Origin of the sequence: Mesorhizobium sp. M0239, assembly GCF_040321815.1 — a bacterium.
Taxonomy (GTDB): domain Bacteria; phylum Pseudomonadota; class Alphaproteobacteria; order Rhizobiales; family Rhizobiaceae; genus Mesorhizobium.
Window position 1 is genome coordinate 203245 of sequence record NZ_JAMYSG010000004.1, and the last position, 21764, is coordinate 225008.

A 21764-nucleotide genomic window follows, 5' to 3' on the forward strand; every position below is an offset into this window, starting at 1 on the left:
AGGCGCTGAGCCTCAAGCTGCCGATCTCCCTCCTTGCGGGGGAGATGGCCGGCAGGCCAGAGGGGGGTGCCTCGCGCCCATCCGATCGATGACCTCCCGCTACCCCGCAATATCAACCGACATCACCAACCTCTTCGCCACCCGCAACACGCACGCGGTCGAGGTCGCCATATTGCAACCGGCGGACCCCTTCCTCGACATGGCCGGTGAGGATCTGCGCCGCCGGATTTTCCTGACCGAAAGCGAAACCGGGCAGACGCTCTGCCTGCGGCCGGAATTCACCATTCCGGTCTGCCTCGACCACATAAGTTCGCAGGCCGGCACGCCGCGCCGTTATTCCTATCTGGGCGAGGTGTTTCGCCAACGCCGCGAAGGCGGCAACGAGTTCTTCCAGGCCGGCATCGAGGATCTCGGCGACCGCGATACCGCTGGAGCCGATGCCCGCTCGGTGGCGGATGCGCATGCGCTGCTGTCGCTGGTGCTGCCTGGTCAGGCGCTGGCCATCACGCTCGGCGACCAGACCATTTTCGAGGCGGTTCTGGCTGCCCTTGGCCTGCCGCGCGGCTGGCGCATGCGCCTTGCCCGTGCGTTCGGCTCGGCGCCGATGCTTGAGGCGGCTCTCGCCGATCTCGCCAACCCGCCGCGCAACGGCCAGCTCTCCGGGCCGGTCGCGGCCCTTGTGCTAGACGGTGATCTGGACGGTCTTTCCGCTCACATCGCCAGCGGCATGGAAGAGGCGGGCCTGTCGGCGTCCGCCGGACGCGCGCCGTCCGACATTGCCCGGCGGCTGATCGAGAAAGCCGAATTGCGCAGCGTTCGGTTGTCGAGCGAGGTCTTTTCCGCGCTGAAGGATTTTCTGGCGATCGACGTTCCGCTTGATGGCGCGGCCCAGGCACTGGAGACCTTCGCCACCGGGGCCGGTCTGTCGCTCGATGTCGCGCTGGAAAAGTTCGCTGCCCGCGCCAAGGCGATCGAAGCGCATGGCTTGCCGGCCGATAAAGTCCGCTACGACGCCGCCTTCGGCCGCCCGCTCGATTACTACACCGGCCTGGTTTTCGAAATCGCGGCCGACAATGGCGACCGGCCGCTGGTCGGCGGCGGCCGCTATGACCGGCTGCTGACCCTGCTTGGCGCGAAGACGCCTATCCCCGGCGTAGGCTTTTCGGTCTGGCTCGATCGCATCGAGGCATTGCGGGAGACGGCGCCATGATCACGCTGGCGATCCCGTCGAAAGGCCGCCTGAAAGAGCAGGCGCTGCAAATACTGGCCAAAGCCGGCCTCGCCGTCAGCCTGCCCGGTGACGAGCGCAAATACCACGCCCGCGTCGAGGGTCTGGATGATGTCGAAGTGGTGTTCCTGTCGGCTTCCGAGATATCAGGCGAGATCGGCCAGGGCGCCGTCGATCTCGGCATCACCGGCGAGGACCTGGTGCGTGAAAACCTCGCCGACTGGGAGACCCGCGCCGAAATTGTCGCCCGTCTCGGCTTCGGCAATGCCGATGTCGTGGTTGCCGTGCCCGACATATGGCTCGATGTCGACACCATGGCCGATCTCGACGACGTCGCCGCCGATTTTCGCCAGCGCCATGGCCGGCGGCTGCGCATCGCCACCAAATACTGGCGGCTGACGCAGCAATTCTTCTCGCAGAAGCACGGCATCCAGGTTTATCGCATCGTCGAGAGCCTAGGGGCTACCGAAGGCGCGCCGGCGGCCGGTCTGGCCGATGTCATCGTCGACATCACAACCACCGGCTCGACGCTGCGCGCCAATCATCTCAAGGTGCTGGGCGATGGCCTCGTCCTGCGCTCGCAGGCCTGTCTGGTAGCGTCGAAGAAGACACGGGCGGCGGCGGATGAGGCGCTCTTGCGCGACATTGCCGCGAAGATGGCGGCTGCGGCCGGATAGCGGCGGGCCTTCGCCCGCTGCCCTCAGGGCTCCGAACCCAGCTTCAAAACCTTACGGCGGGCCGTCCTGCGGTGTCGGTAACTTTGCGCCGGGGTTTTTCCTGTATAGGAATTATTTCCTTGATCGATGCAGTCAGCTATGGTACATTTTTGCCTATGGTGCTGATTTGCGCCAGTGACCCGCCGCCCAGGCGGGTTTTTGCGTTTTGATGTTCGTCAACCAACGAAGGCCCCGAAGCGTCGTGGGCCGTATCGTTGCCCGGCCTCGACCATCGGCGGGATTTTCACCACCCCCTCGGGCTGATAGGCTCGGCCAGTCCCGGGAGGAGAGAGCGATGCCGGTCAATCTCGACGAGCTGAAGAATGCCAGCAATTTGCGCGGACGCGGCGCGCGTGCTGGCGGTGTCTTCGTCGCACCCGTCGACAACAGAGCGCATGTCTCTGGTGAACGCAGCGTGCCGCTGCTCGACAAGACCATCCCCGCGCTGTTTTCCGACACCGTCAGCAAATACGGCACGCTCGACGCCGCCGTTTTCGTCGACCAGGACAAGCGCTTCACCTGGAGCGAACTGTCGGACACGGTGGACGCGCTGGCCGCAGGCTTCCTGGCACTGGGGTTGGCAAAGGGCGATCGCGTCGGCATCTGGTCGCCCAACCGCTGGGAATGGCTGGTGACGCAGTTCGCCACCGCCCGCATCGGCCTGATCCTGGTCAACATCAACCCCGCCTATCGGTTGACCGAGCTCGACTATGCGCTGAACAAGGTCGGCTGCAAGGCGCTGGTCACCGCTGCCAAGTTCAAGACGTCAGACTATCTCGGCATGATCGAGACGCTGGCACCCGAGATCGCCAAGGCCACACCGGGCAAGCTCAAGGCACAGAAACTGCCGGCGCTGAAGATCGTCATCCGCATGGGCGACGAGAATTCGCCCGGCATGTTCAATTTCGGCGACGTGCTGGCCATGGCCGGGCGTGACGAGCATGACAGCCTCGACCGCATCTCGGAGAAGCTGAAGCCGGGCGAGGCCATCAACATCCAGTTCACCTCAGGCACCACGGGAGCCCCCAAGGGCGCGACGCTGACCCACAGCAACATCGTCAACAACGGCAATTTCGTCACTTCGGCGATCAAGCTGACCGCCGACGACCGGCTGTGCATTCCGGTGCCGCTCTATCACTGCTTCGGCATGTCGATGGGCACGATGGGTTGCGTCTCGAAAGGCGCGACCATGGTTTTCCCGGGAGAAGGGTTCGACGCCGGCGCCACACTGAAGGCGGTGGCTCAGGAACGCTGCACCGGGCTTTATGGCGTGCCGACCATGTTCGTCGCCCTGCTGGATCATCCGGATTTTTCCGCCTTCGATCTCTCCAGCCTGCGCACCGGCATCATGGCCGGCTCGCCATGCCCGATCGAGGTGATGAAGAAGGTGGTGTCGCTGATGCATATGGAAGAGGTGACCATCGCCTACGGCATGACCGAGACCAGCCCGGTCTCGTTCCAGAGCGGCGTCGACGATCCCTTGGAAAAGCGCGTCTCGACCGTCGGGCGTATCCACCCTCATGTCGAGGTCAAGGCGGTCGATGCCGATGGCGCCACCGTCGCCGTCGGCGCGCCGGGCGAGCTTTGCACGCGCGGCTATTCGGTGATGAAGGGCTACTGGGACGACGAGGAGAAGACCCGCGAGGCGATCGACAGCGACGGCTGGATGCACACCGGCGACCTCGCCACCATCGACGCCGAAGGCTATTGCAACATCGTCGGCCGGGTCAAGGACATGGTCATCCGCGGCGGCGAGAACGTCTATCCCAGGGAGGTCGAGGAATTCCTCTACCGACACCCCAAGGTCAAGGAGGTGCAGGTGTTCGGCATTCCCGACGCCAAATATGGCGAGGAGCTGTGCGCCTGGATCGTGCTCAAGCCCGGCCAGATCGCCACCGAGCAGGAGGTCAAGAACTTCTGCGCCGGCCAGATCGCCCATTACAAGATCCCCCGCCACATACGCTTCCGCACCGAATTGCCGATGACGGTGACCGGCAAGCCGCAGAAGTTCTTGATGCGCGAGGCGATGGTGGAGGAACTGGGGCTGGTGGCGCAGAAGACGGCGTGAGCGAAGGCGGCGCTTCGGTTTGTCCGGCGCGCTGGGTGCGGTCAGGTCGCGATCCTGCTGCATCATTTGGAGCGCGTTGTTTGTGAGGGGGCGAACGCCGGCCGTCGGGCCTGCCGGATGTTTTCCAAGGCGCTCCACACTCCGCATGGGTTTTCCGCAAGGTTCGCAGAAGCGCATAGGGGCTTGAATGGGTGGTTTCAAACGATCGGTGGTTTCTTATGCGATGCCCTTGGCCGCCTTGGTGATGGCTGTTGCAGTCAGGGCAGGCGGGCTGTCGGCGGACGAAGGTTCGCTGAGCGCCAGGATACTCGTCGGAGCGCTTTCGAGTGCGATTATGTTCACCACCATTTTCGTGGTGCTCGACCACGCCGAGGCGGTGGCCCGGCGTGTAGGAGAGCCCTATGGCACATTGGTGCTGACTTTTGCCGTGACGGCAATCGAGGTGTCGATCATCGTTTCCATGATGCTGCATGGAGAGAACAACCCTACGCTTGCACGTGAGTCCGTCTTCTCAACGGTGATGATTGCATCTACCGGCGTCGTCGGCACGTGTCTTGCGCTCGGCGGCTGGCGTCATCGCAAGCAGGCAATTGTTCGACAAGGGACCAGCGCATATTTGGCGGTTCTGATCGCGCTGACCATCATGACGCTTATTCTGCCGACCTACACACAAGCTACGGGGCCGGGCACATTTTCGGCAGCTCAACTTGGCTTTGTGAGCGTGCTTTCGGTGCTGCTTTATGCAAGTTTTGTGTTCGCGCAGACTGTCCGCCACCGAGAAGACTTTGTCGAAGGGCAGGCCCACGGCGTTGCGCTGCGGACTGCCCCTCACGAAAGCGTCTTTGCCGGCGCATTGCTGCTTTTGATCGGGCTGATTGGCATTGTCATGCTCGCCGAGCAGGTCGCCGCAAGTGTTGAAAATACGCTCGTTGCCTATCAGGTGACACAGGCTGACAGCATTGTGGGGGCATTGATCGCCGGGCTGGTTTTGATGCCGGAGGCCATTTCGGCGGTTCGCGCTTCACTCAACAATGAGCTGCAACGCGGTTTGAATGTCGCGATGGGTTCCGCTTGTGCCACGATTGGTTTGACAATACCGGCGGTCGCAGCCGCCAGCCTGCTGACGGGAAGAGGGTTAACCCTGGGGCTGCCGGCTGCTGATGCGGTCCTTTTGGTCTTGGCGCTTTTCATATGCAATGTAAGCTTCAGCACTGAAAGAACGACGTTCTTGACCGGAATGGTCCATCTTGTAGTATTTTTTACTTATGTATTTCTGATATTTATACCATGAGAGCTTTGGTGCAAGCGAAGCGCCAAGGGGGCGGTATCCTTCGTTACCTCACGCCGTGGATTTGAGGTGGTCGATGAAGGCGCGCAGCTTCGGCAGGATCTGGCGCTTGCCGGGATGGTAGAGGAAGACGCCCGGCGTCGTGGCGGCGATGGTGTCTAGGACCGGCTCGAGTTTTCCCTGGCCTATCGGACCTTCGGCGACGGGTCGGGGGATCTGCGCCAGCCCAATGCCCTGCATCGCGGCCCCGAGCAGCGTCGGATAGTCGTGCGCGATCAGCGGGCCTGAGACCATCGCCTCGATCTCCCCGTTGCCGTCGACGAAAGACCAGGGCGCGATGGCGCCGTTCGAACGGCGCAAGCGCAGGCAGGCGTGGCGGCACAAGTCGTCGACGTGCTCGGGGTAGCCATGGCGCTCGAGATAGTCCGGACTGCCGACGACCACGAACGGGAACGACGGCGTCAGCCGCACCGCGACCATGTCGGGCGCGATGAACTGGCCGAGGCGGATGCCGGCATCGAACCCGCCGGTCGCAAGATCGACCATCTCGTCACTCGCGGCGATCTCCAGCTCGATCTCCGGATAGGTTCGGCAGAACGACGCGATCATCGGCTCCAGGATCAACGGCACGACGGCGCGGGGCACAGACAGGCGCAGCAGCCCGGTTGGCCGTTGGCCGACATCGCGCGCGGCCTCGCCTGCCGCGACGAGCTCCTCGAAGGCAGGTCCGGCACGATCGAGGAACCGCTGGCCAGCCTCTGTCAAACCGACGCTTCGCGTCGTGCGCACGAACAGCGCCGCACCCGTGCGGGCTTCCAGCGTGCGCACCGCCTGGCTCACGGCGGACGGCGTCACGCCGAGATCGGCGGCGGCACGGCGAAAGTTGCGGCGCCTGGCAACCGCCAGGAAGGTCTCGACCCCGTCCAGCGCACCGTGCCGGACTGTGTAGTTCTGCTTCATAGTTTGTTGTGATTACACCGGGTAGTCGAATTATGGAAGCAGGCTTAGAGGTAACCGACTGAAGCTGGGGCCGCGTGAACCGGCTGCTGACAGGAGGCCAAATGTCCACGGAAATGGTGTTCCAGACCCATCTCGTTCTAGGCTACGTCGCGTGGCTGCTCTGCTTCGGCGCATACGGCCTCCCATGGCTGAGCTCGCTGGACCGGGTCGCGGCGCAACGTGCCATCGCCACCCTGCACAGCTTCCGTTTCTTCGGGCTCGTCTTCATCCTGCCGGGCGTCGTAAGCCCCGATCTGCCGGCCGGTTTCGCCGTGTTCGCCGCCTACGGCGACTTCGCAACAGGGGTACTGGCCATGCTGGCGCTGCTCACGGTGAGGCTACCCCGGCTCTTCTGGCCGTTGATCGTCGCCTTCAACATCGTCGGGACGGTCGAGCTCGTCGTCGATTATTACCACGCCATCCAGGTCGGCCTCCCTGCACATGCGGAGCAACTGGGCGCCGCCTACGCGATCCCGATCATCTATGTGCCGCTGCTGATGATCACGCACATCGCCGCATTCTATTTTCTGCTACGCCCTCCGAAGGTCCGGATCCTAACGACGACCGCCCCGGCTGTGCTTTGACGGCAAGAGTATCCCCCAAAGAAAAAGGCGCGGATTTGGCCCGCGCCTTTGTTCTGTCCAGGCTTTCGAAGCTCAGTCCTTCTCGAAGATGCGCGCCTTCGCAACCACGCCGGCGATGGCGCCGCCGATCAGCGGTGCAACGATGAACAGCCAGAGCTGGCCGATTGCGGCAGTTCCCGAAAACAGCGCCGGGCCGATCGAGCGGGCCGGGTTGAGCGACGTTCCGGTCACCGGGATGATGGCGAAGTGCAATCCTGCCAGCGTCAGGCCGATGACCAGTCCGGCGAACGCGGTCGAGTGCTTTTCAGCCGTGACGCCAAGGATCACGGTGACGAAGGTGAAGGTGCCGATCACTTCCCACAGAAATGCCGAGCTGACGCCCCATTTCGTCACATCCCAGCCATTGGCGCCGAAGCCGGTCGTGTGTCCGCCAACCTGGCCGGAAACGATGATCCACAACGCCAGCGAAGCAAGGACGCCGCCGATGACCTGCGCGATCCAGTAGGGGATGACGTCCTTGGCCGGCAGCCGGCCCGCCAGAAAGACACCGAGCGTCACCGCCGGGTTGAGATGCGCGCCCGAAATCGGGCCGATCGCATAGGCCGCCGCGATGAGGCCGATGCCGAACGCCAGACCGATGCCTTCCTGGCCGAGAGGCAGCGCGCCGCCGAAGCCGCCCGTCACCACAGAAGCCGTACCGATGAACACCAATAGAAATGTGCCTAGAACTTCCGCCAGATAAGTCTTCATTGCCCTCTCCTCGTGTCAATCCGCCGGTCCGCCTTTTGCGCTCCGCGAATCACAACCGGAAGAGTATTCGCAACCAGAAAAGTTGGAAAGCAGAGCGGTTGTGCAGGCCGACCTGCTTGTGCGCGCCGGTTGCGCGCTCTAGAGCAGGGCCGGAATAATTTTCTGCGTGACGGAACAAGACCATGCGATTGGGCGGACGGCTGGCTGCGGCCATCGAAGTGCTGGAAGACATCGGCCGGCGCCACCGGCCGGTGGCGGACGCGCTGAAGGATTGGGGCCTGTCGCATCGCTTCGCCGGCGGCGGCGACCGTGCGGCGATCGGCAACATCGTCTATGACGCCTTGCGCCACAAGCGTTCCGCCGGCTGGCTGCTGGGGCAGGACACGCCGCGCGCCATCGGCTTCGGCGCGCTGCTGCTCGAATGGGGCCAGACGGCACAATCGCTCAACGAGGCGCTTGATGGCGACAAGTTCGCACCGCCGCTGCTGACCGCCGCCGAGCTTCAGGCCATCGCCGACCATCGGCTCGCCGACGCGCCGGACGCGGTGCGGGCGGATGTTCCCGACTGGTGCGCGCCGCTTTTCGAGCGAGCCTTTGGCTCGACCTGGGCCGACGAGGGCGCGGCGCTGGCAACGCGCCCGCCGCTCGACCTCAGGGTCAACACCTTGCAGGCCAACCGCGACAAGGTGCTGGCCGAACTGACGGGAACTGGCGCGAAACCCTCGGCAATCGCGCCACACGGCATCCGCATCCCGCCGATCGACGGCGACGGCCGGCACCCGAACGTGCAGGCCGAGCCGGCTTTCCAGAAGGGCTGGTTCGAGGTCCAGGACGAAGGCTCGCAGATCGCGGCCGCCCTTGCCGGGGCCGAAGCCGGCATGCAGGTGCTGGATTTCTGCGCCGGCGCCGGCGGCAAGACGCTGGCACTGTCGGCTTCGATGGAAAATCGTGGCCAGATCTTTGCCCATGATGCGGAGAAAGCACGGCTGGCACCGATCTTCGACCGCATCCGTCGTTCGGAAAACCGCAATGTGCAGGTGGTCACCAAACCCACAGAACTCGCGCCGCTCGGCAACCACATGGACATCGTGCTGGTCGACGCCCCATGCACCGGCAGCGGCACCTGGCGCCGCCGTCCCGACGCCAAATGGCGGCTGACGCAGAGACAGCTCGATGCCCGCAAGGGCGAGCAGTCGGCGATCCTCGATGCGGCCAAAGCCTATGTCAAACCGGGCGGCCTGCTGGTCTACATCACCTGCTCGGTGTTCGATGAGGAAAACGGTGAGCAGATCGCGGCCTTTCGGGACCGTAACAGCGGTTATGTTCCCGTCGACCACCGCCGGCTCTGGGACAGCCGTTTTCCCGGCCATGAGGCAGCCGCACGCATCGGCGCCAAAGGCGACATCTCGCTGTCGCCGGCGCTCAGCGGCACCGATGGGTTTTATCTCTGTGCGTTACGCAGATCGGCCTGAATCCAATTCCTGACGGATGCGCGGCGCCGGCCGGCAGGCCAGGTCGATTGTGCAGTGCAGCAAAAGCATTTGCCTGCCGTCCATGCCTCTGCAATAAGCTTATCCGCGTAGAGGAAGGCAGCGGCAATGGCAGCAAAGATCGTACCCGCCCCGGACTATGAGGATCGCGTCAGGACCTCCTTCGCGCGCCAGAAGGCGATGGCCACGATCGGCGCCGAACTGACGCTGGTGACGCCCGGCATCATCGAGATCGAGATGCCCTATTCGGTGGCACTCACCCAGCAGCACGGCTTCCTCCATGCCGGCGTCATTTCGACGGCGCTGGACTCGGCCTGCGGCTATGCCGCCTTTTCGCTGATGCCGGAAAATTCCGGCGTGCTGACCATCGAGTTCAAGGTCAACCTCCTGGCGCCGGGCAGGGGCGAGCGCTTCCTGTTTCGCGGCTCGGTGACCAAGCCGGGCCGCACCATCATCGTCGCCGACGGCCAAGCCTACGCCTTCGCCGCCGACGGCGAGGCCAAGCTGATCGCCACCATGACCGGCACCATGATGACCGTGGTCGGGCGTGATGGCATAGAAGGGTGAGTGGCCGGTTCGCCGCAGGCGAATCCATCGTGCCGGTGGCACGATGGAAGGCCACGAACGCCGGGAGCTGCCGGAGGCAGCGGGTCCCGGCGAGCGGCGGTGCAGATAAGCAGATGATCCGGCGGAGAGGAGCAAATCATCATGACCGGTAAAGTGTCGCGCCTGTCGGGCAAGGACGTCCTCTTCGTCATGGCGGCGCAGGCCGAATACGGCCCGCACCTCAAGCAGTTGTTCACGCCGTTGATGACCGGTGTCGGTCCCGTCGAGGCCGGCGTCAGGCTGGGTGCGGAACTCTCCTGGCTGAAATCGCAAAAGGCACTGCCGGATCTCGTTGTTTCGCTCGGCTCAGCCGGCAGTCGGACGCTGGAGCAGACGGAGATCTACCAGGCGGTTTCGGTCAGCTACCGTGACATCGACGCTTCGCCGCTCGGCTTCGAAAAGGGTGCGACACCCTTCCTCGACCTGCCGGTAACCGTGCCATTGCCCTTCAAGATACCGGAGATCAGGCAGGCGACCCTGTCGACCGGCGCAGCGATCATCACCGGTGCGGCCTATGATGCTGTTAGCGCCGACATGGTCGACATGGAGACCTTCGCCTGCCTGCGCGCCTGTCAACTGTTCGACATTCCGCTGATCGGTCTGCGCGGCATTTCCGACGGGGCGGCCGATCTGCGGCATGTCGGCGACTGGACCGAATATCTTGAAGTCATCGACGAGAAGCTGGCGGACGCCGTCATGCGGCTTGAACAGGCAATCGGCGACGGCGCCCTTCGGACGGAACCATCCCATGAAGATGCCAGACCAGCCTGAAAGTCGGGCTACGCAACCCATTGCGCCGACTCGTTTCTTTCTCTAAACGCTCGCCATGAAAACAGCCAATCATCCCGACACCGTCCTGATTGTCGATTTCGGCAGCCAGTTCACCCAGCTCATCGCCCGCCGCATCCGCGAGGCCGGCGTGTTTTCCGAGATCGTGCCATTCCAGTCGGCCGAAGCGGCATTCAAGCGCATCAATCCGAAGGCCGTCATTCTGTCCGGCGGTCCGGCTTCGACCGGCGATATCGGCAGCCCGCGCGCGCCGCAGATCGTCTTCGATTCCGGCGTGCCGGTGCTTGGCATCTGTTACGGCCAGATGGCCATGTGCGTGCAGATGGGCGGCGTTGCCGAAAGCTCCGATCATCGCGAGTTCGGCCGCGCCTTCGTCGAGATCCAAAAGGACAGCCCGCTGTTCGAGGGCCTGTGGGCACCCGGCCAGCGCCACCAGGTGTGGATGAGCCATGGCGACCGCGTCATCTCCTTGCCCAAGGGCTTCGAAGTGTTCGGCAAGTCGGAAGGCTCGCCCTTCGCCATCTTCGGCAACATCGAGCGCAAGATGTACGGCATCATGTTCCATCCCGAGGTGGTGCATACGCCCGACGGCGCCCGGCTGCTCAGGAATTTCGTCCACAACATCGCCGGCATCGAGGGCGACTGGACCATGCGCGCCTACCGCGAGCACGCGGTCGAGACGATCCGCAAGCAGGTCGGCAAGGGCAAGGTCATCTGCGCGCTGTCGGGCGGCGTCGATTCCTCCGTTGCGGCGCTGTTGATCCACGAAGCGGTCGGCGACCAGCTGACCTGCATCCTTGTCGACCACGGCCTGATGCGCAAGGACGAGGCCGCGGGCGTGGTGGCGATGTTCCGCGAACACTACAATTTACCGCTCATTCTGGTGAACGCGTCGGACCGTTTCATCGACGCCCTCGAGGGCGAGTCGGACCCGGAGAAAAAACGCAAGACCATCGGCCGGCTGTTCATCGAGGTGTTCGAGGAAGAGGCCAAGAAACTCGGCGGCGCCGAATTCCTGGCGCAGGGCACGCTCTATCCCGACGTCATTGAAAGCGTCTCCTTCACCGGCGGCCCGTCAGTGACGATCAAGTCGCACCACAATGTCGGCGGCCTGCCCGCGCGCATGAACATGCAGCTTGTCGAGCCGCTGCGCGAACTGTTCAAGGATGAGGTCAGGGCGCTGGGCAAGGAGCTTGGCCTGCCCGAAAGCTTCATCGGCCGGCACCCGTTTCCAGGCCCGGGTCTTGCCATCCGTTGCCCCGGCGGCATCACCCGCGAAAAGCTGGAGATCCTGCGCGAGGCCGACGCCATCTATCTCGACGAGATCCGCAAGGCCGGCCTCTACGACGCCATCTGGCAGGCCTTCGCCGTGCTGTTGCCGGTGCAGACGGTCGGCGTGATGGGCGATGGCCGCACCTACGAGTTCGTCTGCGCGCTGCGTGCCGTCACCTCGGTCGACGGCATGACGGCGGATTTCTACCACTACGACATGGCCTTCCTCGGCGCCGCCGCCACCCGCATCATCAACGAAGTCCGCGGCATCAACCGCGTCGTCTACGACGTGACGTCGAAGCCGCCGGGAACAATCGAGTGGGAGTAGGAGTTAGTAGTCTGGACTGCTCCGGCGTAGTTTTTCGCAGAAAAAGCAACGATTTGCGGTTTATCTCATTCACTATCGATGCTGCATCATCAACTGAAGTCTCCGACTGTCTAAGTCACTGATTTTTCTGGCCCCGTGCAAACGAGGGCTTCGTTGCGTGTGAAGGGCAGCAGATCAATCTGGCGGTACTTTTGACGGTACTTTTCGTACGTGAATCAACGTCCGAGAAAGGACCGTCACCCGTTTCTCGGCCTGACGCTTTTTGTAGGTCAACCATTTGAAATAAATGGCTTTCCCGGTGACGTTTCGGCGCGAACAGTACTTTAAAGCGCGTCGCGTTGAAACGGATTCATGCGACGCGCTTTAAGTCTTTGTTTTCATGCATGTCGTTGTCCCAAACCGGGGCCACTTTTGGGCGACATGCATCAGCCGCACGTCCTACCGTCAGCGCAAGTCCGCATTTGTGAGATTGGGCGCCGGTGTGTCTTGAGATCGCCTCATTGGCTGACCGCAATCAGAATTCTAGGCGATGCCGCCCAAAAGTTCCTCCGCCCTGGAAACAGCGGCCGCCTGATGTGGCTGCAAGGGTTGGCCGGCATAGCTTTCGAAGACCGGCAGGAACGGGTCGTCGATATGCGTCCTGATGCCGGACAGTTGCTCCATCACCGCCAGGCCGCAATAGGGAACGTAGGAGGCCGAATAGCCGCCCTCATGCGACATCATCAGGCGCCCGCCGCAGAGGTCGTCCGCCGCCTGCATCAGCATCCGCGTCATGTCGCGGTAGCTACCGCTATGCAGCATCATGCGCCCCAGCGGATCGGCCGCCGAGGCGTCGAAGCCCGACGGCACGACGATGAGATCAGGCTTGTAGCGATTGAGCGCCGGTAGCACGACGCGTTCGAAGACGGACATGTAAGCGCCGTGGCCGCAGCCGGCCGGCAGCGGTACATTGATGTTGTAGCCTTCGCCCTTGCCCTCGCCGCGTTCCTTGTGAAGACCGCTGTCATCCGGATAAAGACCGTCCTGATGGATCGAGATGGTCAGTACCGACGGGTCCGAATAGAAGGCGGACTGGGTGCCGTTGCCGTGATGAACATCCCAGTCGACGCTGGCGACCCGCTCGAAGCCATGTTTGGCCCGGTTCTTCAGGATAGCGACCGGAACGTTGCCGAACAGGCAAAAGCCCATGCCTTGCCCGCGCTCGGCATGATGGCCGGGCGGTCGTACCAGCGCATAGCCATTGTCGGCATCGCCGCTCAACACCGCATCCATCACCGCTGCCGTGCCGCCGGCGGCCAGACAGGCGATTTCGTAGCTGCCATGGCCGAAGGGGGTGAGATAGCTCGCATCGCCGCCGCGCCCATCACTGAGCAGCTTGATACGGCTGATGTAGTCGCGGTCGTGAAACAGGGCGAGGTCATCCTCGCTCACCGCGACGGAGGCGATCTTATACAGTTTCTCGGTCAGGCCCGAAACCTCCATCAGATTGCGGAATCGGCGTTTCGTGTCGGCATTCTCCGCATGCTCGCCGGGCTCGATGGTCAGGCTCGGCTGAAAGAACTGCGCGGCATTGCCGGTCTCGTGCCAGAGATAGAGTTCGTGGAAATTCCAGCCTGTCGTCATGTTTTGTTTCCTAGCCCGCCAGGATCATTGACGCGGCGCGTTCGGCGATCATGATCGTCGGCGCGTTGGTGTTGCCCGACACCATTTTCGGAAAGACCGAGGCATCGGCGATGCAAAGCCCGTCCAGCCCATGAACCTTCATCGACGTGGGATCGACGACGGCCATCGCATCTGAACCCATGCGGCAGGTGCTGGTCGGGTGATAGAGCGTCGTGCAGTGGCCGCGTATATAGTCGGCGATCTCGGCGTCGCTCTCGCATTCGGCGCTCGGCGTGATTTCGCCGACGAGCATTTCGGCAAGCGGCGACTGCGCCGCGATGCGCCGGCTGATGCGGATGCCTTCGACCAGCGTGGCAATGTCCGAGCCATCCTCGTCGCTGATGAAGTAACGTGGATCGATCGCCGGATATTCGATTGGATTGGCCGAGCGCAGGCGAATCTCGCCGCGGCTGTCTGGCCGCTGCAGCGTGGTGTGCAGCGTGATGCCGGGCCTGGACGAAAGGAACCGAACATAGTCGCGATGCGGGCTGATGGCGCCGTAAAGCTGCAGGTCCGGCTCGATATCGGGCCGGCTCTTGACGAAGCCGCCCGCCGCCACCCAGGGTGAGGAACGCGGACCGCTGCGCGATGTCTGCCATTCCGCGAAGTCGCGCTGCAGCGTCTCGTCGGTCCAGGCGCCGACGCCGATCTTGTCCTTGGTATAGAAGGTGATCGGAATGTTGATGTGGTCCTGCAGATCCTTGCCCACGCCCGGGAGGTCGTGCACGGGAGCAACGCCGACCTGGGCGAGTTCGTCGGCCGGCCCGATGCCCGAAAGCAGCATCAGCTGGCAACTGCCGATCGAGCCCGAGGACAGCACCACCTCGCTGTCGGCGAAAGCGGTCTCAGGTTCGCCATTGACGAGATAGCGGATGCCCTTGACCCGGCCCTTCTCGACGATCAGGCCCGTCGCCAGCACACCGGTTTTCACGGTCAGGTTGGGTCGTTCCCGCGCCGGGCGCAGATAGGCCTTGCCGGTGCCCCAGCGTTCGCCATTCTTGATGGTGAACTGGAACAGGCCGACACCTTCCTGCTCGACGCCGTTGAAATCGCGGTTCTGCTTGTAGCCTGCGGCCTTGCAGGCCTCGATCCAGGCAAGCTCGTTGGGATCGACATGTCCGGCATTGCCGATATGCAGCGGCCCGTCGGCGCCGTGCAGCGGGTCGTTGCCGAGTTCGGCATTGCTTTCACTGGCCTTGAACACCGGCAGCACGTCAGCCCACGCCCAGCCGGGGCAGCCCATCGCCGCCCAGCCATCATAGTCGGACGGCAGGCCGCGAATATAGATCATGGCGTTCAGCGCGCCGGAGCCGCCGATCATCTTGCCGCGCGGCCAGAACACCCGCCTGCCGCGGCAGCCGGCCTGCGGCTCGGTGTAGTAGCTCCAGTCGACTTGCGTGTTGAACATGGTCGGCCAGTCCGACGGCACGTCCGAGGCGAGCGGCGCCTCGCGCCCGGCCTCGAGCAGCAGCACCTTGCGGGCAGGATCGGCGCTGAGCCGGTTTGCCAGCACGCAGCCGGCCGAGCCGGCGCCCACTATGATCGTATCGAACATCGTCAGTCTCTCACTTTCCGGCCGGGGTCGGGCTTTGCACAATGCTGCTTGCTGCCGGCTTGCTGTCGGGGCTGGCGCGACGGCGCCCGAGCCAGTCGATGAGATCACCAAAACGGCCGACCAGCCCCTTGGGCATCAACACCACCGACAGGGCGATGATCAGGCCGAGCCCGAGCGTGCGGAACTCGCCGCTCTCTCGCATCAATTCGTCAGCCAGCACCAGCACCACCGTCCCGACCAGCGGTCCCCAGAACGTGCCGACGCCGCCGACCACGACGATGGCGATGATGAACATAAGTTGCGACATCGACAGCACACCGGGGCCGATCGCCTGGAAATGCGCGGCATAGAAACCGCCGGCCAGCCCGGTGAAGAAGGCGGAGATGCCGAACACCAGAAGCTGCGCCTGGAAGCGGTTGACGCCGCGGGCCACCGCATAGCCCGGATTGTCCTTCAGCGCCCGGAAGGCAAGGCCGATAGGGCTTTTGACGATCGCGTAGGTGAAGACCATGGTGAGCGCGAACAGCACCGCGATGATGGCGTAATTGCCGACCAGCCACTGCGCCCGGAGCAAGGCCCTGGTGCCGAGGTCGCCGAAGCGGGCAAAGCCGACGGCGCCGCCGGTGAACTGGCGGCAGACGGAGCCGACCATGACGAAACATTCGGTGTCGGTGACGATCAGCAGATACATCGTCTGGGCGATCGCCAGCGTCAGCAGCGCCACATAGACGCCGGTCAGGCGAAGGCAGGCGAGGCCGACGACCAGCGAGAACAGCACGGCGCCCAGCGCGCCAGGCACAAGTGCTGCCCAGACGTTCCAGCCGAAATAGAAGCAGAGCATCGCCGTCGCATAGCCGCCGAACGCAAAGATCGCCATTTGCGCTAGCGAGAAGATGCCCGAGAAGCCGAACAGGAGGTTCCACTGCGAGGCGATCGTCGCATAGAACAGCGCCAGCACGATCTGGCCAAGGATGTAGCGGCTGTCGACCAGGAACGGCAGCGCGATCGCCGCCGCGATCAGCATCAGGCTGATGGCAAGATCAGTCCTGCCCGAGCGAGACATGGAGGAACGGGACATGGGACGTGTCTCTGTCATGATGCCCCTCACATGCGCCGGATTTCGACGTGGCCGAAAAGGCCGGACGGCCGCCAGATCAGCACGGCAATGACGACGAACAGCAGCGATGGAAAGCCCCACCTGGCGCCCAAGGCGTACTGGACGAAGGATTCGAGCAACGCCAGCCCAAGTGCTGCTGCGATGGCGCCCGGCAGATTGCCGAGACCGGCGACCACGCACATGATGAAGGCCTTCAGCATCGGGTCGTTGCCGAGTGGCGGCGACAATTGCGTCATCGACGAGACCATGACGCCGCAGATGCCGGCGAGCGCGCCCGACAGCATCAGCACCTGCAGGTAGACGCGGTTGACGGCGACGCCCATGAGCTGCGCCGCGTCGCGGTTCTGCGCCGTCGCCCGGATCGCACGGCCCATCCGCGTGCGGCCGAGCGCCGCCGAGACGACCACCATCATCACGACCACCACCGCGATGATCAGAAGGTTCTGCCAAGGCAGCGTCAGCGGTCCCAGGCGTAAGGCACCGGCGATCGAAACCGGCTGCTTCAGCGGCTGCCCGCCATAGGTCAGGAGGATGGCATTCTCGAGGGCGATGCCGATGCCGACCGTGGCGATCATGACGTTGGCTTCGAATGTCGATTTGTCATTCTGCAGGAGATTGCGAACGATCGCGAAATAGAGGATGGCGCCGGCCAAAGCACCCGCGACGATGGCACCGGCGAAACCGATCGCGACCGGCAGGCCGAGCGAGGTGATCACCGTGAAGGCGACGTAGCCGCCAAGCGTCAGCATCGCCGCATGGGCCATGTTGAGCATGCCCATCGAACCCCAGACCAGCGACAGCCCGACCGTCGCCAGCGCATAGAGCGCGCCCGAGGTGAAGCCGGCGACGAGAATGGCCATGAGAACGTCGGTCATGGCGTCAGCCTCCGAGGTAGGTTGCGAGGAGTTCGTCGCGCGCCATCAGTTCGGCGGGCTTGCCTGACCAGACGATGGCGCCGTCGTCGAGCAGATGCAGGCGGTCGGCGAGGTCCTCGACCCGGGCCGGGTTCTCCTCCACCAGCAGGATCGTGCGCCCAGCCTTGCTCAGTTGCGAAATGACGTCGTAGACCTGATCGATGATCAGTGGCGCGAGGCCAAGCGACGGCTCGTCGATCAAAAGGATGCGCCCGCCCATCATCAGGCCGCGGCCTATGCCGACCATGCGCCGTTCGCCGCCCGATAGGCTCGAGGCGATCTGGTTGCGACGGTCGGCAAGCTTCGGCAGAAGCGCGTAGACCTCGTCCAACCGACGCGCGATCTCGGCCTTGTCCGGCGCGAGATAACCGCCCATCAAAAGGTTTTCGAGCACGCTCATCTGCGCGAACAGCATATCGCCCTGCGGCACGTGGGCGACGCCCAGCATCGCCGTCTCATGCGGCTTGCCGGACAGGCGCCGGCCGTCGATGCTGATCTGACCGCCGCGCAGCGGCACCAGGCCGGAAATGGTCTTGAGCAATGTCGACTTGCCATGGCCGTTCGGGCCGACGACGGTGATGAATTCACCGGCATGAACGGTCAGCGAAATGCCCTTGAGCACGTCGAGTCCGTCATAGCCGCAGACGATGCCGTCGAGTTGCAGGACAGGTGGTTTTGCGGCTGCGCCCGTCATGGCGTTCCCCCCACCGCCGGATTCGTCATGGCAGCTTTCTCATCGAAGAATTTCTTCAGCCGTTTCTGCGTGCCCTGGCCGAGATAGGTTTCGACAACGGTCTGGTCCTCGGCGACCTTGTCCGGCCGGCCTTCAAATATCACCTTGCCATGGTGCATGATGATCACGCGGCTGGAGAGCGCCAGGAGAAAGCGCATGACGTGCTCGATCAGGACGATGGTCAGTCCCTGGTCGCGCAGTTTCAGCACCATCGCCATGATCTGGTCGATCTCGGCGACGTTGAGCCCGCCCACCGGCTCGTCGAGGAAGAGCATTTTCGGCCGGGTGGCGATGGCGCCGGCAATCATCAGCAGCTTGCGGTCGAGCACCGGCAGCCGCGCCACGGTCTCGTCGGCCTTGGCCGCAAGCCCGACGAAGTCCAGCGCTTCGATCGTTGCCTGCCGGACATCCTCGCCGAGGCGGAAGCCGGCCAGCCTTCGCCGCTGCCGGCCGAAATAGGCGGCGATCTCGATGTTTTCGCGAACGGTCAAGCTGTCGAAGGCGGCATTGAGCTGGAAAGTGCGGGCGATGCCGAGTTGGCAGATGCGGTCGGCCGGAAGCGCCGAAATGTCGGTGTCGCCGAAATGCACCCGGCCGCCACTGGCCGGCGTGATCCCTGTCACCACGTCGAAGAAGGTCGTCTTGCCGGCGCCGTTCGGCCCACCAATGCCAACGATCTCGCCCGCATTGACCACCATCGACACGCCGTCGACGGCGGCCAGCGAGCCGAACCGTTTGACCACACTGTCACAAACCAGCATCGGACCGGCGGCCTCAGTCATATTTCTCACCCAATGGAGCCGGTCGGGCAAAGGGCCCGGCCGGTGTCGTTGGTTTCATTTCCGCGTCCGGTCACTTGATCCATGGCGGCAGGATGAAGCTGTCCGTGGCATAGAGCGCCGGCGCGATCAGCTTCGGATCGGTTTTGTAATCCTGATGCTGCAGGAACTGGTGCGGCATGCCAAGCGACGGATCGGCCACCTGCGTCGGATAGCAGAAGGCCGATTGGCCGGCCGGATCGGCCCGGTAGGTGCCGTTGACCCCGCGATAGACCAGGCGCTTCATCGCATTGGCCACCTTGGTGGTCTGCGCCTTGTCCATCGGTTCGCCTGGACCACCGGCGATTGCCGCGGCAAGCGCCCACATCCACAGGCCGTCATAGGTCTGCGATCCCGTGATGTAGGCCGAGTTCGGACCGAATTTGGCCCGGTAGCTCTCGCGGAACGGCTTGGAGAAGTCGTCCGGCAGGCAGCCGATCACCGTCGAATAGACGACGCCGTTGACCGCCTCGCCGCCGATCTCGCGGAAAGCCGGCAGCGATGGTCCGTACTGCATGTAGATCAGGCTGTTGATCGGCTCGGCGAGGAATTGGACCATGAACTGCGCCAGGTCCTGCGGCAGGAAGTGCGTGACCAGGATCGCCGCCGGCGGGTCCTGGCGGAGTTTCGCCAGCGTCGGTCCCCACTGGTTGGTCGGGAACGGAACGGTCTCGAACAGACTAACCTCGAAGCCGTATTCGGCGGCCTTGTCGCGGATCGCGTTGGCGATGACGATCGAATATTCGTTGGCAGACGGGATGATGGCGATCTTCTTGTTGGGCGCCTTCCATTTGCCGTCCGCGGCAAGCGTCTTGAGGAAGTTCAGGCAGCCCGGTCCATACCAGAACTCCGGCGGATCGCCCTGGAAGGAGCTGTAATAGCGGGCAGGGTCGGTCTTGAACTTCTCATTGTGCGAAATCAGCGTGTTGTAGTGCATCATGATGACGTCGTTGTCGGCGGCGACGTCCATCTCGATCATGTTGGTGCCGAGATTGTAGCCATTGATGATGACCGGCGCCTCGAAGCGGTCGATCAGGCGCTGCATCGACTGGCTGACGAGGTCGGCGCCCATTTCCTTGGTGTCTTCGATGTGGATCTCGACAGGCCGGCCGAGAATGCCGCCCGCCGCATTGATCTCCTCGGCGGCAAGTTCGAGACCGTTCTTGAACTCGATGCCGTCGGCGGCGGCGATGCCGGACATCGGCAGGGCCGAGCCGACCGGAATGGGCTTGGTGTCCTGGGCGATCGCCGCAGTGTTCATATCCGCAAGAAGCGCGGCACCGGCCGCACCCGCGCCGACCACGCCCTGCAGCATTGCACGTCTGTTCATCATGGCAAAGTTCCCCTTTTGGCGTTGGTTAGAGTCTTTTCTTCATGCGAAATCTTTCACACCAGATCTTTCTGGCGAAACGCGTGGGTCATGGGCACGAAAGCGGCTTCCAGGTCGGCTGCCGCCGAAAGCACGCGGGCATCGTCGCCGCGCGCGCCGATGATCTGGAAGCCGACGGGCAGGCCCGCCTCGGTCATGCCGCAAGGAATGACGCAGGCCGGTTGCTGGCTGAGATTGATCGGGTAGCTGAACGCCGCCCATTCGATCCATCGCGAGAGGCCGCTGCCCAGAGGCACTTCAAGGCCAACGTCGAAGGCTGGAATCGATGTCCCCGGCGAAACGATGAAATCATAGTCGTCTAGCAGCCGGTCCATGGCGGCGCCGAATTCGGCGCGCTCCAACTGTGCGGCGACGAGCGTATGGACGTCGAACGCCGCCCCAGCCTGCGCGATCTCCAGGAAGCCCGGATCGATGCCCGCCCGTTCGCTCGGCGGAACCAGCGCCAGCCGCGCCGCGGCGCCGGTGAACCAGTGATGCCGGAACAGATCGAGGAGATCGCCACCAGGAAGATCAATCGGCTCGACCGTCGCGCCGAAGGCGTCGAAACACGTCAAGGCGTGGGAGACGACGGCGGCGATCCCGGAATCCAGCGCTCCTGAAGGCGGCTTCGACCAGTAGCCGATCCGGGCGCCCCGCAAAACTTCTTCGATCCGGCCAAGCGGCGCCAGCGTTCCCACGCCTTGCTGCCAGTCGCTGATATCGCGGCCGGACATGGCGCCGGCCATGACGGAAAGATCGAGTGCTGTCCGCGCCATCGGTCCGATATGGGCGACGGTTCCGAACGCGCTGGACGGATAGGCGGGCACGCGGCCGAAGGTCGGCTTCAATCCGGCGATGCCGGTGAACGAGGCCGGAATGCGGATCGAGCCGCCGCCATCGGTGCCGAGATGGAAGACGCCGGCGCCGGTGGCGGCGGCCACCGCCGCTCCGCCGGAGGAACCGCCGGGAGTCTTTTGCGCATTCCAGGGATTGCGCGTGATGCCGCAGAGGCCGCTGTCGGTAATCGCCTTCCAGCCGAATTCGGGCGTCGTCGTCTGCCCGATGAAGACCGCACCCGCTCTGCGCAGCAGGGCAACGGCGGGGGCATCCTTGTCATAGGCGGCGGAAGTCGTCGTCCTGCTGCCGTAACGCACGCTCCAGCCCTCGACCCAGACGATGTCCTTCAGCGTCGTCGGTATGCCGTCGGCCGCCGACAGCGGCTCGCCTGCCCGCCATCGTTTCTCGGAAGCACCTGCGGCCTCGATCGCACCCTTGCGGTCGATCATGGTGAAGGCGTTGAAAAGCGGATTGATCGCTTCGGCGCGATCCAGCGCCGCCAGCGTCACCTCGACGGGCGACAGCGATTCAGCGCGGTAGGCGGCGCTAAGCTCCGCAGCAGCCAGGCGGCATAGATCATCGGCGTCGGCAATGGGAGACAGCCCATTCGGCATGCAGTTCGAACCCCTCACTTCATGGCC

Annotated in this window: 19 protein-coding genes; 9 read left to right on the plus strand and 10 right to left on the minus strand. The window is 63.8% G+C overall.

All coding sequences use genetic code 11. The annotated features are described in order from the left end of the window. Positions 1-88 precede the first annotated feature (88 nt). From NKI99_RS05480 to NKI99_RS05495, 4 genes are all read left to right on the plus strand, one after another. The gene (locus NKI99_RS05480; RefSeq protein ID WP_352610048.1) at positions 89-1210 is read left to right on the plus strand and encodes an ATP phosphoribosyltransferase regulatory subunit; all 1122 of its coding nucleotides are present in this window, start codon (positions 89-91) and stop codon (positions 1208-1210) included. Beyond that, a complete protein-coding gene (gene hisG / locus NKI99_RS05485; protein WP_352610049.1) occupies positions 1207-1905 on the plus strand; it encodes an ATP phosphoribosyltransferase in 699 nt (232 codons plus the stop codon). The genes NKI99_RS05480 and hisG overlap by 4 nt, the downstream gene beginning before the upstream one ends. A gap of 334 nt (positions 1906-2239) precedes the next feature. Then, complete coding sequence (locus tag NKI99_RS05490) at positions 2240-4012, plus strand: AMP-binding protein (protein ID WP_352610050.1); 1773 nt, start codon at positions 2240-2242, stop codon at positions 4010-4012. A gap of 187 nt (positions 4013-4199) precedes the next feature. Next, positions 4200-5303 carry a calcium:cation antiporter gene (locus NKI99_RS05495; protein WP_352610052.1) on the plus strand — a complete coding sequence of 368 codons (1104 nt, stop codon included), beginning with the start codon at positions 4200-4202 and terminating at the stop codon, positions 5301-5303. A 48-nt stretch (positions 5304-5351) separates the two neighbouring features. Here the strand turns inward: NKI99_RS05495 and NKI99_RS05500 are convergent, their stop codons facing one another. Further along, positions 5352-6260 (minus strand): LysR substrate-binding domain-containing protein, encoded by a 909-nt coding sequence (locus tag NKI99_RS05500; protein WP_352610053.1) that lies wholly within the window; start codon positions 6258-6260, stop codon positions 5352-5354. 101 nt (positions 6261-6361) lie between these two features. On the opposite strand from NKI99_RS05500, the gene NKI99_RS05505 reads away from it, so the two are divergent. Next, positions 6362-6883: a DUF8737 domain-containing protein gene (locus tag NKI99_RS05505; protein ID WP_352610055.1), complete on the plus strand. Its 522-nt coding sequence runs from the start codon at positions 6362-6364 to the stop codon at positions 6881-6883. Between the two features lie 72 nt (positions 6884-6955). Here the strand turns inward: NKI99_RS05505 and NKI99_RS05510 are convergent, their stop codons facing one another. After that, complete coding sequence (locus NKI99_RS05510; RefSeq protein WP_013530368.1) at positions 6956-7633, minus strand: MIP family channel protein; 678 nt, start codon at positions 7631-7633, stop codon at positions 6956-6958. A gap of 182 nt (positions 7634-7815) precedes the next feature. On the opposite strand from NKI99_RS05510, the gene NKI99_RS05515 reads away from it, so the two are divergent. From NKI99_RS05515 to guaA, 4 genes are all read left to right on the plus strand, one after another. After that, positions 7816-9105: an RsmB/NOP family class I SAM-dependent RNA methyltransferase gene (locus NKI99_RS05515; protein ID WP_352610057.1), complete on the plus strand. Its 1290-nt coding sequence runs from the start codon at positions 7816-7818 to the stop codon at positions 9103-9105. A 126-nt stretch (positions 9106-9231) separates the two neighbouring features. Continuing rightward, complete coding sequence (locus tag NKI99_RS05520; protein ID WP_352610059.1) at positions 9232-9690, plus strand: PaaI family thioesterase; 459 nt, start codon at positions 9232-9234, stop codon at positions 9688-9690. A 141-nt stretch (positions 9691-9831) separates the two neighbouring features. Further along, on the plus strand, positions 9832-10500 hold the full coding sequence (locus NKI99_RS05525; protein WP_352610060.1) for a 5'-methylthioadenosine/S-adenosylhomocysteine nucleosidase: 669 nt from the start codon (positions 9832-9834) through the stop codon (positions 10498-10500). Between the two features lie 55 nt (positions 10501-10555). Then, on the plus strand, positions 10556-12118 hold the full coding sequence (gene guaA / locus NKI99_RS05530; RefSeq protein ID WP_023809008.1) for a glutamine-hydrolyzing GMP synthase: 1563 nt from the start codon (positions 10556-10558) through the stop codon (positions 12116-12118). Between the two features lie 522 nt (positions 12119-12640). On the opposite strand, the gene NKI99_RS05535 is transcribed toward guaA, so the two are convergent. From NKI99_RS05535 to NKI99_RS05570, 8 genes are all read right to left on the minus strand, one after another. Further along, positions 12641-13741 carry a histone deacetylase-like amidohydrolase gene (locus NKI99_RS05535; RefSeq protein WP_023809007.1) on the minus strand — a complete coding sequence of 367 codons (1101 nt, stop codon included), beginning with the start codon at positions 13739-13741 and terminating at the stop codon, positions 12641-12643. A 10-nt stretch (positions 13742-13751) separates the two neighbouring features. Continuing rightward, positions 13752-15335 carry a GMC family oxidoreductase gene (locus tag NKI99_RS05540; RefSeq protein WP_352610061.1) on the minus strand — a complete coding sequence of 528 codons (1584 nt, stop codon included), beginning with the start codon at positions 15333-15335 and terminating at the stop codon, positions 13752-13754. A gap of 10 nt (positions 15336-15345) precedes the next feature. Beyond that, a complete protein-coding gene (locus NKI99_RS05545; RefSeq protein WP_352440686.1) occupies positions 15346-16413 on the minus strand; it encodes a branched-chain amino acid ABC transporter permease in 1068 nt (355 codons plus the stop codon). Positions 16414-16439: 26 nt separating this feature from the next. Further along, a complete protein-coding gene (locus NKI99_RS05550; RefSeq protein ID WP_352440685.1) occupies positions 16440-17327 on the minus strand; it encodes a branched-chain amino acid ABC transporter permease in 888 nt (295 codons plus the stop codon). Between the two features lie 4 nt (positions 17328-17331). Beyond that, positions 17332-18060, minus strand: a complete 729-nt coding sequence (locus NKI99_RS05555) for an ABC transporter ATP-binding protein (protein ID WP_127294286.1) — start codon at positions 18058-18060, stop codon at positions 17332-17334. After that, positions 18057-18881 carry an ABC transporter ATP-binding protein gene (locus NKI99_RS05560; protein WP_128302559.1) on the minus strand — a complete coding sequence of 275 codons (825 nt, stop codon included), beginning with the start codon at positions 18879-18881 and terminating at the stop codon, positions 18057-18059. Before NKI99_RS05560 ends, NKI99_RS05555 begins: the two co-directional genes overlap by 4 nt. A 70-nt stretch (positions 18882-18951) precedes the next feature. Then, a complete protein-coding gene (locus tag NKI99_RS05565) occupies positions 18952-20250 on the minus strand; it encodes an ABC transporter substrate-binding protein (RefSeq protein WP_031212361.1) in 1299 nt (432 codons plus the stop codon). A gap of 53 nt (positions 20251-20303) precedes the next feature. Next, positions 20304-21737: an amidase gene (locus NKI99_RS05570; protein ID WP_352610063.1), complete on the minus strand. Its 1434-nt coding sequence runs from the start codon at positions 21735-21737 to the stop codon at positions 20304-20306. Positions 21738-21764: the final 27 nt, after the last annotated feature.

Excerpts from the sequence above, each read along its gene's own strand:
- NKI99_RS05480 (WP_352610048.1), top strand. The coding sequence starts at position 89 with ATGACCTCCCGCTACCCCGCAATATCAACCGACATCACCAACCTCTTC.
- hisG (WP_352610049.1), top strand. The coding sequence starts at position 1,207 with ATGATCACGCTGGCGATCCCGTCGAAAGGCCGCCTGAAAGAGCAGGCG.
- NKI99_RS05490 (WP_352610050.1), top strand. The coding sequence starts at position 2,240 with ATGCCGGTCAATCTCGACGAGCTGAAGAATGCCAGCAATTTGCGCGGA.
- NKI99_RS05495 (WP_352610052.1), top strand. The coding sequence starts at position 4,200 with ATGGGTGGTTTCAAACGATCGGTGGTTTCTTATGCGATGCCCTTGGCC.
- NKI99_RS05500 (WP_352610053.1), bottom strand. The coding sequence starts at position 6,260 with ATGAAGCAGAACTACACAGTCCGGCACGGTGCGCTGGACGGGGTCGAG.
- NKI99_RS05505 (WP_352610055.1), top strand. The coding sequence starts at position 6,362 with ATGTCCACGGAAATGGTGTTCCAGACCCATCTCGTTCTAGGCTACGTC.
- NKI99_RS05510 (WP_013530368.1), bottom strand. The coding sequence starts at position 7,633 with ATGAAGACTTATCTGGCGGAAGTTCTAGGCACATTTCTATTGGTGTTC.
- NKI99_RS05515 (WP_352610057.1), top strand. The coding sequence starts at position 7,816 with ATGCGATTGGGCGGACGGCTGGCTGCGGCCATCGAAGTGCTGGAAGAC.
- NKI99_RS05520 (WP_352610059.1), top strand. The coding sequence starts at position 9,232 with ATGGCAGCAAAGATCGTACCCGCCCCGGACTATGAGGATCGCGTCAGG.
- NKI99_RS05525 (WP_352610060.1), top strand. The coding sequence starts at position 9,832 with ATGACCGGTAAAGTGTCGCGCCTGTCGGGCAAGGACGTCCTCTTCGTC.
- guaA (WP_023809008.1), top strand. The coding sequence starts at position 10,556 with ATGAAAACAGCCAATCATCCCGACACCGTCCTGATTGTCGATTTCGGC.
- NKI99_RS05535 (WP_023809007.1), bottom strand. The coding sequence starts at position 13,741 with ATGACGACAGGCTGGAATTTCCACGAACTCTATCTCTGGCACGAGACC.
- NKI99_RS05540 (WP_352610061.1), bottom strand. The coding sequence starts at position 15,335 with ATGTTCGATACGATCATAGTGGGCGCCGGCTCGGCCGGCTGCGTGCTG.
- NKI99_RS05545 (WP_352440686.1), bottom strand. The coding sequence starts at position 16,413 with ATGTCCCGTTCCTCCATGTCTCGCTCGGGCAGGACTGATCTTGCCATC.
- NKI99_RS05550 (WP_352440685.1), bottom strand. The coding sequence starts at position 17,327 with ATGACCGACGTTCTCATGGCCATTCTCGTCGCCGGCTTCACCTCGGGC.
- NKI99_RS05555 (WP_127294286.1), bottom strand. The coding sequence starts at position 18,060 with ATGACGGGCGCAGCCGCAAAACCACCTGTCCTGCAACTCGACGGCATC.
- NKI99_RS05560 (WP_128302559.1), bottom strand. The coding sequence starts at position 18,881 with ATGACTGAGGCCGCCGGTCCGATGCTGGTTTGTGACAGTGTGGTCAAA.
- NKI99_RS05565 (WP_031212361.1), bottom strand. The coding sequence starts at position 20,250 with ATGATGAACAGACGTGCAATGCTGCAGGGCGTGGTCGGCGCGGGTGCG.
- NKI99_RS05570 (WP_352610063.1), bottom strand. The coding sequence starts at position 21,737 with ATGCCGAATGGGCTGTCTCCCATTGCCGACGCCGATGATCTATGCCGC.